The following is an 18405-nucleotide window of genomic DNA, read 5'->3' as shown; positions in this document are numbered from 1 at the left end:
GTCGCAGTGCCAAGTGCTGATGCATACATTGCAAGAATATAGATACTATCGAACCAATGATTACCTATGATCAGTGCCCGCTTAATATTATTCAGGCACTGGTCAACAAGTAATATAATGTCGTTTTAACAGAAAATTTTTAAAATTATATTCAGCAGTTGTTATAGCTGCTCTTTATAAATTCGCCCACCTTTCATAATCATTCGAAGATTGCTCTCTGGATCGTTTAGAAAGTCTAGATCGCGACTTGGATCGCCATCGACGACCAAGAGATCAGCTAGTGCACCCGGTTCAATTCGTCCAAGTACACCAGGATAGGGATTACGAGGACCGGAAAGCGACAACAAATCACCGTTATGCCCAGTTGCCATTGCCAATACGGTTAGCGGATCGTAAAAGCGCGTCAATTTTGCCAAATGTCGCAGCTGGTTCGGGGTGTTTTTAGGGCTAAAAAGAATGTCTGTACCCCAGGCAGTTTTCACATTAAACCGCTGCGCCATTTCATAAGCGCGTACGGTGCCTTCAGCCACTTGGCGCTGAGACTCTCGGCGCGCGGCATCAGGATAAACGTTGGCATCTTCATCTTGTAGGAAAGGCTGAAGGCTCCACCATGCGCCCTCTCCAGCCATCATTCTTACCGACTCTTCATCGGCCAATTGGCCATGTTCAATCGACTTAACACCAGCCCGCAGAGCGCGCTGTATGCCGCGGGGCGTATATACATGCACCATCACATAGGTGCCCCAGTCATCGGCAGCCTCAACCGCTGCGCGTAGTTCTCGTTCTGTAAACTGAGTACTGTCTAAAGGGTCGTAGAGCGATGCTACTCCACCGCCTGCCATCAACTTGATCTGCGAGGCGCCTAGCATTAGCTGCTCGCGCGTGCGCCTAAGCACTTCAGCCTCACCATCCGCAATCATTGCAACGCCTTGACGTTCTGCTTCACTTAGCGGCGTTGTGCTGCCACGAGGTACGTCATGGCGCATTCTAAAATCACCGTGCCCCGATGTTTGAGAAATCATCGCCCCTGCGGGAAACACCCTAGGGCCATTCACGATCCCTTCATCAATAGCACGCTTTAACGCAAACGATGGCCCTCCCACATCCCTGACTGAAGTCACGCCACGCATTAAGGTTCGTTCTGCTTCTCTGGCTGCCACCAAATGCACATAGCCAATATCAGCAGTCATAGCTTCCACCTGAGAGATGGCTGCCAAGGTGGTATGCCAATGGGCATCAATCAAACCGGGCATCAATACACGACCGCCGCAATCAATGACATTAATACCGCCCACCTCGCCACTACCGTCCAGAATAGCGTCGATACGGCCATTCTCCACCCTGACGGATACGCCATCACGCAGCGGGCCACCACTGCCATCAAACAGGCTTAAATTGGTTAACAGTAGCGGTCCATCATCGGCTTTTGGTTGTTGGCCAACGGCAAACGGCACATGTAAACCTGCGAAGAGAGCCATCACCGCCGCTGTTCCCCCAAGCATTTGGCGACGGGTTATTTCTGCCATCACCCGTTCATGAAAGCGTTGCAATATCGGCGACCCACAACAGCATGCCCCGTGGCTATGATGGGCGTGGGCATCTGTTAACACTGGCGAAAATAAAGAACGGGCACTCGGGGGCATGGCTAGAGCCTCGATTAGCAGTAAGAAGTACAAGCAACTTTTCAAGACTTAAATCCAGAAGACCAAGTCAAATTTATTCCAATTAACACTACTTAATATATCTCAAATTACCCAACAGGCAATTTCATAACAGTCGCTTTATTGAAAACTTGCAATGAATGCTAGCCAGCTAACATAGATTACTAACGCTTTTGGCGATGATCAACGAAAAACCAACGAATTTCCGATAAACTTTTTTCATTTATTGTGCTTAACACCTACATTGTGGTTTAACATTTTTAATAAACAACAAATGAGGTGATGAGTTGTGAAAAGCTCGGGCATTTTTTTATGGGCATTACTACTTGTGATAGCCACAGCGTCACCCAGCCAATCTGCTCAAGCACAACCACTCTCACTAGAAGACGCTTGGCAACAACTGCGCAGTCAAGACGATGATGTTGCCGCAGGCCAAGCCGCCCAACAACGCGCCGCTGCACTGCTTTCCACCCGCGATAATTTGCTGCTGCCTCAAATAGACCTGTTAGGCTCTTATACCCATCTCGATAACCCAATTGAAGTAGACGCACTTGCGCTTAATCCGCTTAGCAGCGTAGCTGACTCTTTGCCTGGCCAACTGTTAGTTGACCTTATTGGTGGTCCCAATGCATTTCGTACACCAGTCACTAACCGCAATGTTGCCAGAAGCTCGTTAGCGATGTTTTGGCCGCTCTATACGGGGGGCAAAATCAGCTCTGCGCGGGAACTATTAACTCTGGAAGAGCGGGAAGCCTCCCTGCTACTTGAAGAGGTCTACCGAGTCCGTTTCATGGATCTAGTAACCGCTTATTACGGACTAGTCATGGCAGAGCGGGCGCTGGCGACTCAACAGCAAGCTGAAGACACCCTTGCTCAGCATTACCGCTCTGCTCGTGCACTTGAAGACCAGTATCAAATTGCCCGGGTAGAACGCTTAGCCGCCGAAGCAGCCTATGACCGTTCACGCATCACTACCCGCGCTATTCGCGAACAGCGTGATAGCGCCCAGCAAGCATTAGCGTCGTTGGTGCACTATGCACCTTCTGGATCTAGCTTAGGAGGTCACTCATCGGGCCCAACGCCTACGTCTCCCCTGTTTACGCTTGCGTCGCTGCCACCGATTGGGCATTTTCAACCAGGGCTAGCCGACCATCCTGCTCTCAGGCTATTAGCTAATACCCAGGCACAGGCTGAAAGCGTCGTTGAGGCAAGCCGTGGACTTTATCATCCCAATGTTTTCATGTTTGGCAGCTACAACCTTTATGAAGACGACTCTTTAGCAAGCGATCTCACACCGGACTGGCTGGTTGGCGTTGGCGTCAGCATGCCACTGGTAGACCGTAGTGGACGGAGTGGCAAAGTACAGGCAGCGGTGAGCACTGTTTCGGAATTACGCTATCGCCAGCAAGCCGCTTCCCGCAAGCTGGAATTACTGCTTGACCAACACTACCGTGAAGCGAACCAAGCGCTTGAAGAATATAACGACCTCGCAAGTACAGTGGCGTTGGCAGAAGAGAGCCTGCGCCTGCAAACACTGGCTTTCTCAGAAGGGGTTGGTCGAGCGCTTGATGTGATTGATGCCCAAACCTTTCTATCCACGACCCACACGCGCCGTGATGCTGCCGCCTTCCGGTTCGTCATGTCACTTACCCAGTTACTCAGTATTACAGGTCAACAAGAAGCACTGTTTGCTTACCTTAGCGAGGGGGATCCAATTCCGTGACCACGCGCAGATTTCTTATCCTGGCCATATTGGCAGGGATCGCCATCGCAGTCTCCGTTGTTTTTTGGCACACCTATAGCACACCGCCTCTTCGCTTACAGGGTCAGATAGAAGCTCGACAATATATGGTGTCTTCGAAAGTCCCTGGTCGGCTTGCAGAGATTGACGTACGACGTGGAGATAGCGTCAATGTCGGTGATCGGGTATTCCGTATTGATAGTCCTGAGCTTGAGGCAAAACTCACTCAGGTCGATGCTCTCGATACAATCAGCCGTTCGCTGGCACAAGCAGTGGAAGGCGGTACTCGGGAAGAAAAAATTGCTGCTGCACGCAGTGAGTTTCAGAAAGCCCAAGCAGCAGAAACCATGGCACGCACAACCTATGAACGTACTCGCGTACTAGCAGAGCAAGGCGTTGTGGCACGCCAACGACTAGACGAGGCCTTTACACTGCTACGGGTAGCGGAACAGACGCGGGTAACCGCAGCGGAAGTACTTAGATTAGCAGAGGCTGGCCCTCGCGAAGAAGCTCGCACCGCTAGCCGCGCTGGCGAAGAGATGACCACCAGCTTGCGCGACGAGATCAACGAGCTGCTTGAAGACTCAATGGCGTTTGCCCACCATCAAGGCATCATCAGCAATGTCCTACTAAATACGGGTGAACTGGTGCCCCAGGGTTTCCCAGTGGTCATGATTACTGATTTAGATGAGGCATGGGCACTCTTTAATGTGCGTGAAGACCTGCTACAGCATTTTTCGCAAGGAACCGAGTTCGATCTGGATATTCCCTCTCTTGGCCAACAGGCACGCTTTCGAGTCAGCCACATCGCAGCGTTGGGCGACTTTGCTACTTGGCGTGCCACGGTGCCCGGGCGCGGCTTTGATATGCGCACGTTTGAAGTGGAAATGCACCCGGTCGAGCCAGTACCTGGCCTAAGGGCAGGCATGAGTGTATTGCTTGATTTACCTTCTGAGGATGCGCGGTCAGGTAGCCAACATGGAACCGACTAGGCTGAATGGCTGGCAGGCGCTGCGCAGCCAGCCTTGGCTGCTAGCCCTGGCAGGATGGCTCCCCCCGTTAATGACGCTGTTATTTATTGCCGTATTTGAAATGGGCACCCCACAATCGCTGCCCGTGGGCGTAGTCGATTTAGACCATACCGCTGAATCCCGTTCGCTACAGCGTTATTTAGATGCCAGCCCAGCGTTAGATATGCTTAACCCCTACCCTTCGGCAAGCGAAGGGGCCGAAGCGCTACAGCGTGGTGACGTCTTAGCACTATTGATCATTCCACGTGACTTTGGCCGCGACTTGCGCCTCTCTCTCAGCCCTGAAGTCGTCGCTTTCTACAATAGCCAATACCTGCTGGCCGGAAAATTCATATCCTCCGCGTTAACTCAATCAGGTATGACCTTCGCCGCCGAAGCAGGTGTCGCATTGCGGCTTGGTCAAGGTTATGCGTTACCACAAGCCGTAGCCGCAGCGGCTCCTGTGCGCCCACAAATCACCTCCCTTTATAACTCTGGGATGAGCTATGCCCGCTTTTTAGTCACCACGATCACACCCGCACTTTGGCAAATTGTGATTGTTGTCGCCACGCTGCTTACACTTTGCTGGCGGCTCGAAAAAGCCCCTTTACCAGCCACTTTCTCCGCTAGAAGTATCGCACTTTGGCAACTACTGACGCCTATTTCGTTGCTGCTTTGGCTTCAGGGAGTATTAATGCTGGGCCTGTATAGTTACTTTCTCGGCTGGTCACCAGAGGACAGCCTTGCTTGGTTAGTGGCCGGAATGGCACTGATGGTACTGGCCGTGCAAAGTATGGCTACGCTGATTCTCTCCGCGGTTGCCAACAAAGTACGCGCACTAAGCCTTTGCGCCGCCTATCTAGCGCCAGCCTTTGCCTTTATGGGAATTACCTTCCCAAGAGGCGATATGAATATGCTGGCACGGGTCTGGGGAAACTTAATGCCATCCACACACTATATTGAACTCCAGGTAGCAGTGGCTGACCACGGAGCACCGCTGGCTACTCTGCTACCCCCCTTGTTGATATTGCTGCTGTTTCTGCTGCCACTCCCCTTAGCCATTCATGCCTTGCCAAAACAATTAAACATCAACCCTGCCGAGCAGGTGTCCTAATGAGTGCCTGGCAACGGTGTTGGCAAGCGTGTCAGGTAGAGATTGCGAATATATTTGCTGATCGGGCCGTGCTGCTCGTTATTGTTGGCGGCTTACTGTTTTATGCCGTTCTTTACCCTCTTCCCTATCATAAGAGTGTGCCGGGAGAGCAAGCGGTGGCGGTGGTGGATCATGACCACACTCATCTAGCGCGGCAACTTATCCGCATGGCAGATGCGGCTCCCCAAATTCGAGTCGCCGCTCAGCCTTCCAGCATGGCGGAAGCAGAAGCCTTACTGGCCAATGATGATGTTCATGGACTCCTGATTATTCCGTCTGGCTTCGAGCGGGATGTTTATTTAGGTCGCCCTACCAGCCTGTCTTTCGCTGGGGACGCCAGTTACTTTCTAATTTACGGCAATGTTGTCGAGGGCTTGCTGACGGCCGCGACGACACTCAGTGTACAAACCCAAATCGTTGGTAGCTTAATGAAAGGAGAAAACCCTGCTCAGATTCCCGGTCAGATCATGCCTATGCGAATCACTACTAAGCCCGCGTTCAACCCCACGTCTGGCTACATCAATTACATTGTGCCGGCTGTCTTCGTATTAATTCTGCACCAGACGCTGCTAATTGCCGCGGGTAGTGTAACCATCAAAGATCGTGCACGCAGGCGCCTGGGGCAAACCGCGCCATCGCTTGCATTAGCACTGCCGCTTCGACTTGTCACCTTTATGCTTATCTACCTGTTATTTGCCATGCTCTATTTTGGCTTTTTCTTTCAGCTTTATGGTGTCCCCCATGTAGCGGCACCTAGTGAATTACTGGTCTTCAGCGTGCTATTTTTCATGAGCGCCACGCTGTTCGCCATTTGGCTGGGCTACTTGCTTCCGCGACCGGAGCTTCCCACTGTCCTGGTGCTCCTCTCGTCCCTACCGATCGTCTTCACCGCTGGGTTTGCTTGGCCTGCAGAGAGCTTGCCCAAGTGGCTAGATACCCTAAGCCTGCTGATTCCGGTAAAACCTGGCATACAAGGTTTTTTGGCGATTAACCAAATGGGGGCTCCACTGCTCAGTATCGGGCGGGAAATTAGCGTACTGGTTGGATTATGCGTTCTGTATGGCGGATGGCTTTGGTGGCTCGCTTGGCAGCAACGCCAGCCAAGCCCACGACAAGCTCATTGCAGTGACATTGCTGACAGGGACGAATAAAGGGCTACTAACAGAAGAGGTATTAATAGCAGAGACGCAAATGGCGGTGATGTCTCGATCGGTCAACGCCAACGAGACACACCGCCATTTTCTACCACTCTAAACGTTACCGTAAAGATAAACGTAACGGTTTTTCATCAGCCCATCATGCCATGATGGCAAATTATTCTGCGGCAGGGAGTTCGCCCAGCACTTCGGGAATTGTCATTTTCACATAGCGACCAGGCGCGCTTTCAATAATACTTAGCCCACCTTCTCCAGGCTGACGCGCGGGCACCATTTTTTCCGGATCAGGATCTGCATAGCCGTTCTCCGTTACCCAGGCCTGCCAATGCGGCCACCAGGAGCCTTCATTAAAGGTCGAGCCTTCTTGCCACTCATCATGCGTTTTGGGCAGCGCATCGTTGGTCCAGTAGCCGTATTTATTCTTATGAGGGGGGTTCACAATGCCCGCAATATGGCCAGAACCACCCAACACAAACGTCACCGGCCCTTTGGGCAACAGCGCACCATAATACGTACTGTTCCACTTCGCGATGTGATCTTCTTTCGTCGATACGAAATAGCTGGGGGCCGATATTTTACGAAGGTCAATCTTCACCTCGTCTAACTCAATGCCACCCGGCTCGACCAAGCGATTTTCCAAGTACATATGGCGCAGATACCACGCATGCGTACCTGCTGCCAGGTTTGTGCCATCGGTATTCCAATACAACAGGTCAAACGCTGCGGGCGTTTCGCCTTTCAGATAATTATTGATGTAGAACGACCAGAAGAGATCATTTTCACGCAATAAATTAAAGGTATAGGCCATTGAACGGCCATCCAAATACCCCTTCACTGCTAGCGTGTTTTCGATTCCCTCAACCACGCGCTCGTTAAGGAATACGCCAATATCACCGGGATCGCGGAAATCTTGCAGCGTCGCCATGTAGGTAACGGACTTCACCTTGCGACCACGCCGCGTGCTTGTCAGATAAGCGACTGTAGAGGCGGTTAGTGTGCCGCCCACACAGTAGCTCAACAGGTTGACTGACTTCTCGCCACAGGCTTGCTCAATGGCCTCCATCGCGCTAATGGGGCCCATTTGCATGTAATCAGCCCAGGTGATGTCACGCTGCTCTGGGCCTGGGTTACGCCAGGAAATCAGAAATACCGTATGCCCTTGATTCACCATCCACTTGACCAGCGAATTGTCTTCTCGCAGGTCGAGAATGTAATACTTATTGATCCATGGGGGCACGATCAACAGTGGCGTTTTAAAGGTTTTTTCCGTAGTGGGGGTGTATTGAATCAGCTGAATCAGCTCATTTTCATACACCACGGCACCCGGGGTAACCGCAATGTTATCGCCAATACCAAAGGCACTTCGATCGGTCATGCGTACATTGATACCTTCGGCTGAGTTCGCCAGGTCTTCTCGCAGACGCGTCAAACCATCCACCAAGTTCTGCCCGCGAGTTTCCAACGTACAGCGCATCACTTCCGGATTAGTCGATACGAAGTTAGTCGGCGACATGGCGTTTACCAACTGCCGAGCATAAAACGCCAGATTGCGCTTTTGCGTCGGGTCTAGGCCATCCAGGTCTTCTATGAGTTCTTCTACCATCTGCGAAAACAGCAGATACTGCTGCATAATCGCCAAGTAGTAAGGCTCTTGCGTCCAGGCTTCATCTTTAAAGCGGCGATCGCCTTTAGCAGGTGTGATCAATGGCGTCACCTGCTCACCAGACATAGCGCGCACACCCTGTTGCCAAAGCAGCCACTGATCTTGCATAAGGCGCGATTGGGTTTGCCACAACAGGTTAGGGTTACTCATAAGCGATTGTGCGGCGGCTTCAAAGCTTTCGCGCATATCACTGTAGACGGAGTCAGCAGCTTCGCTGGGGGCTATCCGTGACAGTAAATCCTCAAGCAGTCCTTTGTACTGTTCACCGACATCGCTTAGCTGCACTTTCCATGCTTCAAGCTCTTCTTGAGAAACACCTTGAGACGGCATTTTCCACCCTGACAGCATACTCACTCTCCCCTCACCTGCTTGGCATTTTCTGCCCAGGCACATCATCCAAAAGAACGCGGCGCCTTGAAGGCGCCGCGAACATAGTTGCGTTTAGCTTTTACGTGAAGACTGGCTAGTCGCTTTCGCAGGCTGTTCACTTTTCGTGGCAGAGGTGGCTTGCTCGCTCATTTTCTGCCCAGCTTCGCTGAACAGCTTTTCCATTTCGGATTTGAATTGCAAGCTCATCTCACCCATGACACGGGCATCTTCCTGCATTTGCTGAGAAAGCTCGTTCATCATTTCGGCTTGTTTGGTGCCAAAATCACGCAGGCTCTCTGCATCGTCAATTTCCGTCGCGCTACGAATGCGCTCGGTGCCCATCTGGCTGTAGCGTTTCATTGCTTCCAGCTGATACTGGGTCATTTTTTCCATGTTGTTGAGCATCAGCGAGTTCATCTTACGCATTGGCTCAAACATTTGGCGGGTTTGGGTACTAAAGGCGTCCATCATTTTATCTTGCATAGTGTCTGCTCCTGTCTCTCGTTCCTTGGCATGAGCCTGGAGTGGCTCATCACATGGCAAAATTGCTGCACTGCAAAAAGAGTAAACGCTGCAATGCTGCTTTGCAACATTCTTAGCAGCTCGCTCAACCACGCTACACATTTCACATGACAGTTCTACCCTTTAGTGCGAGAACGTGAAGAAGCCGTCGCTTTCGCTTTGGAGCTTCTCGCACTTGATGCGCTTCTACCTGACGCTGCTGGCTTAGCAGCCTCTTGAGACTCGCCTTGATCTGTGCCGTCATCCTGTTCGGCACCGCTGCCGGAGGAACCCGCTTTGCGTAACATGTCCAACATCATCTGTTGATACGTGCCAAAGTTAGCTAACCCTTGGGAGAGACCTTGTTGCATCATCGGCTGCTGCAGGAAAGGACGCATTAGATTCATAGGGTCATAGCCATCCTCCCCTGACTCCATTTGCCGCTGAATATTTTCCAGCAGGCTTTGCTGAAACGCCTCAACATCCGGCAGCCCTAGTGATTGGCGAAACTCATCCGGTGTCAGGTCAAATTCAACGTTGATCTTCATAGGCGACTCCTTAACCATCTTCCTAGAGTGTAGCAGCGTTACGCCAAGCGCACCGTGCTGTTATTGTTGTTCTAAACGTGGCGTGTCAACGCTAACATCGCCATTTTGTCCACGATGACGTAGCCAATGATCTAGCAGCGTGATTGCCATCATCGCCTCAGCGATAGGCGTCGCACGGATACCGACACAAGGGTCATGGCGGCCTTTCGTTATTACCTCAACTGGCTGACCATGTATATCAATTGATCGCCCAGGCGTGGTAATACTTGACGTTGGCTTCAACGCTAATCGAGCGACAATCGGTTGGCCACTGGAGATTCCGCCCAACACCCCGCCCGCGTGATTAGAAAGAAACCCTTCAGGCGTCATCTCGTCACGGTGCTCGCTGCCACGCTGGGCAATGCAACCAAATCCAGCGCCGATTTCTATCCCTTTTACCGCATTGATGCTCATCAAACCATGCGCCAGATCAGCATCTAAACGGTCGAAGACCGGCTCGCCTAACCCGACCGGCACACCATCAGCAATCACGGTAATTTCAGCGCCTACGGAATCTTGATCCCGACGCAGCTGATCCATATAGGCTTCAAGTTCGGCCACTTTGTCCGGGTCAGGGCAGAAAAAGGCATTTTCGCCTACCGCGTCCCAGGTTTTGAATTCGATTTTAATGGGCCCCAACTGGCTCATATAACCGCGAATCTGAATTCCTTGCGCGGCCAGTACCTGCTTGGCAATAGCGCCAGCAGCAACACGCATGGCTGTTTCTCGCGCGCTAGAACGACCGCCGCCCCGATAATCGCGATGGCCATACTTATGATGGTAAGTGTAGTCAGCGTGGGCAGGACGGAATTGATCTTTGATTTTAGAGTAGTCTTTGGAGCGCTGGTCGGTGTTCTCGATCAATAAACCAATCGACGTCCCCGTAGTTTTGCCTTCAAACACGCCAGAAAGAATCCGCACCTGATCCGGCTCTTTACGCTGAGTGGTGTGTCGAGAGCTACCTGGGCGGCGGCGATCTAGATCAAGCTGCAAGTCTGCTTCACTGATCGGTATGCCAGGCGGGCAACCGTCAACAATAGCGCCTAAAGCAGGGCCGTGGCTCTCACCAAACGTGGTAACGGTAAATAGCTTGCCAAAGGTATTGCCAGACATGGGCGTTAGTTCCTCACGCAAAAGACGCCACATGGGCGTCGAGTTCAGCGGCGCTCAAGGCAAAAACACCCTGGCCGCCACGCTCGAATTCAAGCCAGATAAAGGGCACTTCAGGGAAAGCAGCCTCCACATGGCGGTCGGAATTGCCAACTTCAACAATCAGCCAGCCCTCGTCGGTTAAGTGCTGGTGTGCTTCACGCAAAATGCGTCGCACGATATCCAACCCGTCGTTACCAGCGCCTAACGCCAGGGCAGGTTCATGGCGGAACTCGGCAGGCATGGTGGCCAGATCACGCGCATCAACATAAGGTGGGTTAGACACGATTAGGTCAAAACGCTGCCCTTCCAGGCCATCAAACACATCGGATTCGACAGCCCGCACGCGATCACCAACGTCGTGACGCGTAATGTTTTGACGAGCAACTGCTAAGGCATCCTGGCTAATATCCGCCAACGCCACCTCGCAGGTAGGCAACACCAATGCAGTGGCAATGCCGATACAGCCAGAACCGGTACATAAGTCCAATACTCGGGCAGGCGGCTCTTCCGGGAACCATGCAGCAAAGCCGTCTTCAATCAGCTCGGCAATGGGCGAGCGCGGAATTAACACGCGTTCGTCAACGCTGAACGGGAATCCTGCAAAAAAAGCTTCGCCCAGTAAGTAAGGCAGCGGGCGGCGAGTCGTCACCCGCTCTCGCGCTAACCGGATAATGCGTTCGCGCTCTATTGGCAGCAAGCGGGCATCCAGCACAGCTGGGTCGACGTTCCATGGCAGATGCAGTGCGCCTAAGCAAAGCGCAACGGCTTCGTCCCAGGGCGATTCCGTGCCATGCCCATAGTGCAGCCCCGCCAGATAAAACTCGCTGGACACCCAGCGTAAGTAATCGCGCAGTGTAAAAAGCTCGCTCACCAATGCCGATTCCGGCAACGAAAGCATTGAGTGGGAGGTCTCATCATTGAGATGCGTAGTCACAGCGGCTCCTGGCGTGTAAAAAGTTCATGGAAGGATTGTACCTTTGACGCCGTCTGGTTCACAGCGCGTGGTTCACGGTGAACGGTTCACAGCAACGACAAGCTCGCTATACTGTGCGCTTCTCAATTATGCTTATTTGTTAACACTTCATTTCTCTATTTGAGCCGACCATGACGCGACACCTGCCCAACGACGACGATATCAGTGTCTTTCGCCAAGCGCTGCAGGCAGCAGGCGTGCGCCGTATTGCCAGTAACCAAGCTGATCCCGGCAAGCCTAAGCGCAACGACGAAGCTGCCCAGCAAGCACGTCGACAAGCGGCGGTAGAGAGCAACACGCTGCAAACCAGCGGTCGCACGACCGACGGTCGAGTAGAGGCGGTACGCCCCTCAGAGTATCTGGAATTCAGCGTGCCCGACCTGCCCTGGCGCACCTTAAGCCAGTTAAAACGTGGCCAAACCGCGTGGCAAGCGGGGTTGGATTTACACGGTTATACCCTAGAAGAAGCGAGGATTGAGCTTGAAAGTTTTTTGCGCGACGCCGCTGCACAAGGCATGCGCTGTGTTCTAGTCGTGCATGGTAAGGCCTGGGGCACCACCTCTGACTTTCCGGTGCTTAAAAGCCATACCAATGCGTGGTTAAGAGAGTGGCCCGGCGTCTTGGCGTTCTGTTCCGCCACCGATATCGATGGCGGAACAGGCGCGGTGTATATTCTGCTGCGCAAGCGCGGGCAGTAGGCGGCTATGTCACTCGGTCGCATCCGAAGCAATGCTAGGCATGCGGCGCTCTAACGCTTCATCAGCAAGATGCCGACCCAGCCGAATTAATTCGTTGGCCCGGTGAAACTCGTAAGTGCTGCAAACAGTTTTGGGAATTTCGATCAATACATCCGGCGGATAGCCTGCGATTTTATACTTCGCGAGCGCCGCTTGGGTGATATCAAACGACTCTAGAATCATATCGAGCTTGCCCCATTCACGCCGACCACGCAGGTCAACGGTTTCATCAACGTCGCTCTCTTCACCATTGCTGCCCCCCAGCCCATCCCACAGGCGGCGCGTGGTGGCACGCACATCGTCCATCCAACCGCCAATATTAGCATCACGGTCGCGCTCTAACGCGGTGCGGCTGTCGCTTGTATCTTCGCTGGGTAACAACTCCTCTAAGGTGATCGGTTGTGGGCTGTGCGCCGTCACGTTAACCGCCACCACAAAATCCGCTTCGTGGGTGGCTAATATCGGCATGATCGGCAGTGGGTTCAGCAAGCCGCCATCAACGAGTACTTGGCCACCCACATGTACTGGGGTAATGACACCCGGCACGGCAATAGAGGCACGGATTGCCTGGAGTAACGGGCCATTTTGAAACCACACCTCACGTTGACGAACCAGATCCGTCGCGACGGTCGTCACCGGAATAGGCAGGTCTTCGATCAGCATATCGCCGACCAGCTCTTCAAGTTTGCTCATGACCTTATTCGCTCGCATGGCGCCCATCGGGCTCCAGGTCACATCGACCAGCTTGAGCACATCTAAATAGTCCAGGTTACACACCCACTCCCGGTATTCAGGCAGCTTGCCAGCGGCATAAATACCAGCAATTAGCGCGCCCATAGAGCAACCCGCAATCGAAATTATCTCGAAGCCGCGCGCTTCTAATGCTTCGATAACACCGATATGGGCATAGCCCCTGGCCCCTCCACTCCCTAATACCAGCGCAACCTTATTACCGCCATTCAAGCAGCTACTTGCCACAGGTGTTTTAACAACATGCGCTACTTTTTTCTTCATCGTCATCTTCCTAACGCGAGCAATCAGGTACCCGCTACGCTTGCTGACTGATTGTGCTGGCCACGTGATGAACCGCCTGGGGCTCAAGATGCAGATGATGGCCACCCGCTAGTACATGGCGCGTTAACTGTGGTACTGCTTGGCGCGCTTTTTCTGCCCAGTCCCGCTCGCCTAAAATGCCTCGTTCTCCTTCTATCAATAGTACTGGGGCCTGAATCTCCGCCAGTAGCGCCAACACTTGCTGGGGCGTAAAGCGCACCAAAGAAGGCTTTAACAAACGGCTATCCGTGCGCATTTGCACATGCCCATCGGCAGTGGCCTGGGTGTTGCGCTCGACAAGTGGCGTAGCGGTGATGCTGTCCAGCGGCGTGACACCTCCGGCTACCCGCGCTGCAACTGCACTCTCAACATCGGGATAACGAGGAGGACGGGAAAGCGGCCGCCGATAGGCCACTAGCCCTTTGCGTAGTTGGCTGGCAGTCTCTTCGGCAGGTGTGTTTAGCGCTCCTAAGCCATCTAACAGAATTAGCTTATCTACCCGCTCAGGCAGCGCTGCCGAGACTAGGCAAGCCACGGCTGCCCCCATCGAGTGAGCAAGTAGCGTCGCCTTTTCGATCTCTAATGACTCCATGGTATCCAGCACGTCCTGGGTATAGTCCCATAGTGCATAGTCGCTTCCTGCAGGCGCATGAGCCGAATGCCCGTGACCGCGGAAGTCGATCGCCACAATGCGAATATCCAGTGCTTTCACCAATAGCGGCGCCAGCCGACTGAAGCTCGCCGCGTTGTCTAGCCAACCATGTAGCGCCACCCAAGTAGGCGCAGTGCTACGCCCCCAGCTAAGCGCCGCCAGCCGACCATTCGCCAGGGAAAGCGGCTGCGCAGCGGTACCGACGTGGGTCGATTCATTCATAAGCAGGATCTCTTAAAAGCCGGATAACCAAGCAATGTCATATACGTCAGATGACGCTCTAAGGCGTAAACGTTACCATGCTAAGCGCAGCGCATCTGCCGCTTTTATGCAGATAACGCTTGCGTGCTGCAACTACTTCGAAATGCTCTTAACGATGATGACCAACAGGAAAATGACTATGAAACCACGTCGTGACACCCGTGCTCGCAACCTTGTGTTCTTGATTACCGTGATCAGTGCGTTGGTGGTTGGTCTGTGGCTTGCTCGCTAAGCCAATTGCACCCACTAAGCCAGTAGCTCCCAGCGTTGAGCGTCGCTTGCAATTTCTCCTTCATGAATAAATACTGTTTATAAACACACTATTTATTCATGAGGATGCCGACGATGCCGTCCCAACCCGCCGCTTTAAAAACTGCCACGTTGGCAACAAGTACGTTTACAACGAGTACATTTCCAACAACGATGGTCGCGACAGCCCTGCCGTTAACCTCTCAGCCATTGCCATTTCCAACGTTATACGGCCGCGCTGGGTTTAGCGGCTTCCCTTCACCTGCTCAAGATTACGAACCACGCACGTTAGATCTCAATGAGCGACTGATTAAACATCCCAACCACACGTTTTACCTCACCGCCGCGGGCGACAGCATGGAAGGCTGGGGGATATTCGAAGGTGATTTGCTGGTGGTAGATCGCAGCATACCGCCCCGCTTAGGGCATATCCTGGTCGCCATGTTTGAAGAGGAAGTACTGATAAAGCGTTATGCGCTCTATCAAGGCACACCACACCTCTGCTCGGCACATCCCCACTATCCACCGCTGCCGTTAGAAGAGACAAACTGCCAGCTATGGGGTGTGGTGCGCGCCGTGGTGCATGAGTATTTGCCATGATTGGCCTTGTTGATGCCAATAATTTTTATGTTTCCTGCGAGCGTGTTTTTAAGCCCGCGCTTGAAGGCAAACCCGTGGGCGTGATGTCGAATAACGATGGCTGTGTGATCGCCCGCTCGGCCGAAATGAAAGCCTTGGAAATCCCCATGGGCACTCCCGCTTTCCAACTGGAAGGTTTGCGCCGACGGGGAGAGATTCACTTACTGTCATCAAACTACGAGCTGTATGGCGACATGTCCGCACGACTCGCCCAGCTACTGCGGGATGCCTGTCCAGACGTCGCGCCTTACTCTATTGATGAAATGTTTATCTACCTGGATGGCTTCAACGACACTCAATGCCAAACACTCGGGGAAGCTGTGCGCCGCCGTGTTCGCCGCTATTTAGGGCTACCTGTATGCGTAGGGCTGGCACCTACCCATACGCTAGCCAAGCTCGCTAATCACGTTGCCAAACAGCAGCCTCACTACCAAGGCGTCTGCCTACTCACTGCCAACAGCCCGACCACTACGGCGCTGCTTAAACAGCTGCCGGTGAATGACGTATGGGGCGTCGGCAGACGCTTAGCAGAACGGCTTGCAGTGAGCGGTATTCGCACGGCGTGGCAGTTGCGGGAGTTCGATCCAAAGCAGCTTCGCAAACGATTTTCAGTGGTGCTTGCACGTACAGCGCTAGAGCTACGTGGCACCTCCTGCTTGGCAATGAACGCATTAGAAGAGCCGCGTCAGCGTATTATGACGTCACGCTCTTTTGGCCAAGCAACCGGTGTAAAAGCGGAATTGCACGCAGCGCTGCGCCGCCATGCTCAGCGCAGTGCCGAAAAACTGCGCCAGCAGAAAAGCCTTACCCGCGCCGTATTGCTATTTCTAAACACCAACCGCCATCGTAAAGACCAGCCTCAGCTTTCACCTAGCGCGATGATTCCCCTGGCATCGCCAAGCGACGATACCCGCACCATTTTAGAAGCCGTGCGCGAAGGGTTGGAACAGATGTATCGGCCGGGTTTTCAGTTTATGAAGGCCGGTGTCATGCTATTGGACTTAGTCGATGCACAGCAGTATCAGCTTTCGCTGTTGCAGCCTTCACATAAAGCGCACCCGCACTTGATGAACGCCGTTGACGCCATTAATCAGCGCATGGGGCAAGGCACGATTCGCTTTGGAATGACAGAGGCGGAAGCACCGTGGCAGTTGCGCTGTGCGCACCGCTCTAACCGTTACACCACCTGCTGGGACGAACTCATGGAGGCAGGCACTCACCCTGGCGCCATTGCAGCTGCCAGGGTGAAGCGTGAACAACAGCGGCTAGCGCGAGCTCAGCGCTTGGCGCAGCCGAGGGCTTAGGGTCTCCCCCACTGCAACCATGACCACCAAAACCACTAGCAGCCACGGCCAATGCACCGCGAACGAAACTTGGTAAAGCCCCAAGGCATCAGCAAAGATAACCAAAATACCCAACGGACTAACGTAGCGCACCATGGTCAGCCATAGCGCATAAGGCAACGGAGCAAGGCCCAGTTCGTCGCGGAAGGTTTCGCTTTTCAGCACAAACCCCGCCAACACGACCGTACCCAATCCCCCTAGCGGCATCATCCAGCGCGAGGTCAGGTAATCAAGCCAGTCGAAAAAGGTTTTACCCGCCAGTGTCCAATCAGCGCCCAGGTTAAACGACAGCATCGCCAGCGTGCTGATCAGCCATAGCACAATGCCCGTCGCCCAAGAGGCCGATTTGCGGGTCATGCCTTTGTTATCGCATAACCACGACACCGTGGCTTCCACCATCGAAATAGACGAGGTCAGCGCCGCCATCGAGAGCATCAAGAAAAACAGAATGCCAAATAGCGTGCCCATTGGCATCGCCTGGAAGGCCAGCGGCAAGCTCATAAAGATAAGCCCCGGCCCTTCACCAGGATTCATACCGTTAGCAAAAATGACCGGGAAGATCGCCAACCCCGCCATTAGTGCAACGACGGTATCAGCAATGGCCACGCTTATCGTGGTACGCCCAATCGAAGCTCCTTTGGGCAAGTAGCTACCGTAGGTCAGAATCGCACCGGATGCCAACGACAACGTGAAAAAGGCGTGGCCCAACGCCGCCAGCATGCCTTCACTAGAGAGGCTGCCCGCGTTGAACGAGAACAAGAAGCTCACTGCCTCGCCAAACCCACCCGAAAACACCCCGAAAATAATCAGTAGAATGAGCATGAGCACCAGCCCAGGCATCATCCAACTGACATTTTTCTCGATACCTTCCTGAACGCCTTTGCCCACAATCACCATGGTCAGCACTGCCACCAGGGTGCTCCAACCGCCCAGAATGAACGGGTTGGCATTATTAGCTCCAAAGACCGCCGCCATGTCATCAACGCTACTGCCTGCAAGGCCACCGGTGAGCATTTTCCATAAATAGGAGAATGACCAACCTGCGACCACGACATAAAACGACAGAATCATAAAGCCGCAAAGCATCGCCATCCAACCAATCAGCGACCAGGCAGAAGAGCGGCCAGACTCATTGACAACGCGCCGTATCGCATCAATCGGGCTGCCGCGCCCACGCCGACCAAAGGCAATTTCGGTCATCATCACTGGAACGCCAACGGCTAAAATGCACGCCAGATACACCAGCACAAAGGCCCCACCACCATACTCCCCGGTGATATAGGGGAATTTCCAAATATTGCCCAGCCCCACCGCCGAACCGGTGGCTGCCAGCATAAAGCCCCAGCGGCCCAGCCACTGAGTGCGAGGTTGCCCAGAAGACGCCATGACCTTCCACCTTGTCAGAAAAAAGCGCCTATCCTAGAGGATTTTATAACCAAAGCCCAAAATTCTTGTCTCTCTAGGCGAACCAGCCATGCGCATCTGAAGCAAGAATCTGGCAGAC

Annotated in this window: 16 protein-coding genes; 7 read left to right on the top strand and 9 right to left on the bottom strand. The window is 53.3% G+C overall.

From position 1 onward, the window contains the following. Window positions 1-161 precede the first annotated feature (161 nt). Entirely contained in the window at window positions 162-1526 is a 1365-nt protein-coding gene (locus NF683_RS13300; RefSeq protein WP_249017706.1) for a metal-dependent hydrolase family protein, read from the bottom strand. Between the two features lie 424 nt (window positions 1527-1950). Between NF683_RS13300 and NF683_RS13295 the strand changes: the two genes are divergently transcribed. From NF683_RS13295 to NF683_RS13280, 4 genes are read left to right on the top strand one after another with little or no spacing between them, the layout of a single operon-like run. Further along, window positions 1951-3384, top strand: a complete 1434-nt coding sequence (locus NF683_RS13295) for a TolC family protein (protein ID WP_253920219.1) — start codon at window positions 1951-1953, stop codon at window positions 3382-3384. Beyond that, window positions 3381-4394, top strand: coding sequence for an HlyD family secretion protein (locus NF683_RS13290; protein ID WP_253920218.1), 1014 nt, complete (start codon window positions 3381-3383; stop codon window positions 4392-4394). Before NF683_RS13295 ends, NF683_RS13290 begins: the two co-directional genes overlap by 4 nt. Next, window positions 4381-5526, top strand: coding sequence for an ABC transporter permease (locus NF683_RS13285; protein WP_253920217.1), 1146 nt, complete (start codon window positions 4381-4383; stop codon window positions 5524-5526). The genes NF683_RS13290 and NF683_RS13285 overlap by 14 nt, the downstream gene beginning before the upstream one ends. Then, a complete protein-coding gene (locus tag NF683_RS13280; RefSeq protein WP_253920216.1) occupies window positions 5526-6716 on the top strand; it encodes an ABC transporter permease in 1191 nt (396 codons plus the stop codon). Before NF683_RS13285 ends, NF683_RS13280 begins: the two co-directional genes overlap by 1 nt. A gap of 163 nt (window positions 6717-6879) precedes the next feature. On the opposite strand, the gene phaC is transcribed toward NF683_RS13280, so the two are convergent. The 5 genes from phaC to prmB all read right to left on the bottom strand — a co-directional run bounded on the left by phaC (window position 6880) and on the right by prmB (window position 11928). Then, a complete protein-coding gene (phaC, locus tag NF683_RS13275; protein WP_253920215.1) occupies window positions 6880-8733 on the bottom strand; it encodes a class I poly(R)-hydroxyalkanoic acid synthase in 1854 nt (617 codons plus the stop codon). Between the two features lie 93 nt (window positions 8734-8826). Then, window positions 8827-9237, bottom strand: a complete 411-nt coding sequence (locus tag NF683_RS13270) for a phasin family protein (RefSeq protein ID WP_038482660.1) — start codon at window positions 9235-9237, stop codon at window positions 8827-8829. Between the two features lie 155 nt (window positions 9238-9392). Continuing rightward, window positions 9393-9803, bottom strand: a complete 411-nt coding sequence (locus tag NF683_RS13265) for a hypothetical protein (protein WP_089038687.1) — start codon at window positions 9801-9803, stop codon at window positions 9393-9395. A gap of 60 nt (window positions 9804-9863) precedes the next feature. Next, window positions 9864-10955 carry a chorismate synthase gene (gene aroC, locus NF683_RS13260; protein WP_038482654.1) on the bottom strand — a complete coding sequence of 364 codons (1092 nt, stop codon included), beginning with the start codon at window positions 10953-10955 and terminating at the stop codon, window positions 9864-9866. Between the two features lie 13 nt (window positions 10956-10968). Beyond that, a complete protein-coding gene (prmB, locus tag NF683_RS13255) occupies window positions 10969-11928 on the bottom strand; it encodes a 50S ribosomal protein L3 N(5)-glutamine methyltransferase (RefSeq protein ID WP_253920214.1) in 960 nt (319 codons plus the stop codon). Window positions 11929-12098: 170 nt separating this feature from the next. Between prmB and NF683_RS13250 the strand changes: the two genes are divergently transcribed. Continuing rightward, window positions 12099-12665 carry a Smr/MutS family protein gene (locus NF683_RS13250; protein ID WP_089038690.1) on the top strand — a complete coding sequence of 189 codons (567 nt, stop codon included), beginning with the start codon at window positions 12099-12101 and terminating at the stop codon, window positions 12663-12665. Between the two features lie 9 nt (window positions 12666-12674). Here NF683_RS13250 and NF683_RS13245 read toward each other — a convergent pair whose 3' ends face one another. Both NF683_RS13245 and NF683_RS13240 read right to left on the bottom strand, forming a co-directional pair. Then, entirely contained in the window at window positions 12675-13718 is a 1044-nt protein-coding gene (locus NF683_RS13245; protein ID WP_253920213.1) for a patatin-like phospholipase family protein, read from the bottom strand. A gap of 34 nt (window positions 13719-13752) precedes the next feature. After that, window positions 13753-14631 (bottom strand): alpha/beta fold hydrolase, encoded by an 879-nt coding sequence (locus NF683_RS13240; RefSeq protein WP_193068080.1) that lies wholly within the window; start codon window positions 14629-14631, stop codon window positions 13753-13755. Between the two features lie 462 nt (window positions 14632-15093). Here NF683_RS13240 and NF683_RS13235 point away from each other — a divergent pair, with 462 nt between their 5' ends. Then, window positions 15094-15519: a LexA family protein gene (locus NF683_RS13235; RefSeq protein ID WP_038482639.1), complete on the top strand. Its 426-nt coding sequence runs from the start codon at window positions 15094-15096 to the stop codon at window positions 15517-15519. Further along, on the top strand, window positions 15516-16862 hold the full coding sequence (locus NF683_RS13230) for a Y-family DNA polymerase (protein WP_253920212.1): 1347 nt from the start codon (window positions 15516-15518) through the stop codon (window positions 16860-16862). The genes NF683_RS13235 and NF683_RS13230 overlap by 4 nt, the downstream gene beginning before the upstream one ends. Here the strand turns inward: NF683_RS13230 and NF683_RS13225 are convergent. Next, window positions 16824-18287: a sodium-dependent transporter gene (locus NF683_RS13225; protein ID WP_253920211.1), complete on the bottom strand. Its 1464-nt coding sequence runs from the start codon at window positions 18285-18287 to the stop codon at window positions 16824-16826. The two genes, NF683_RS13230 and NF683_RS13225, sit on opposite strands and share 39 nt — an antisense overlap. Window positions 18288-18405 lie beyond the last annotated feature (118 nt).

Origin of the sequence: Halomonas sp. MS1, from assembly GCF_024182575.1 — a bacterium.
Taxonomy (GTDB): Bacteria; Pseudomonadota; Gammaproteobacteria; order Pseudomonadales; family Halomonadaceae; genus Vreelandella.
The sequence above is the reverse complement of the archived record's forward strand: the minus strand, read 5'-3'. Positions and strand labels throughout refer to the sequence as shown.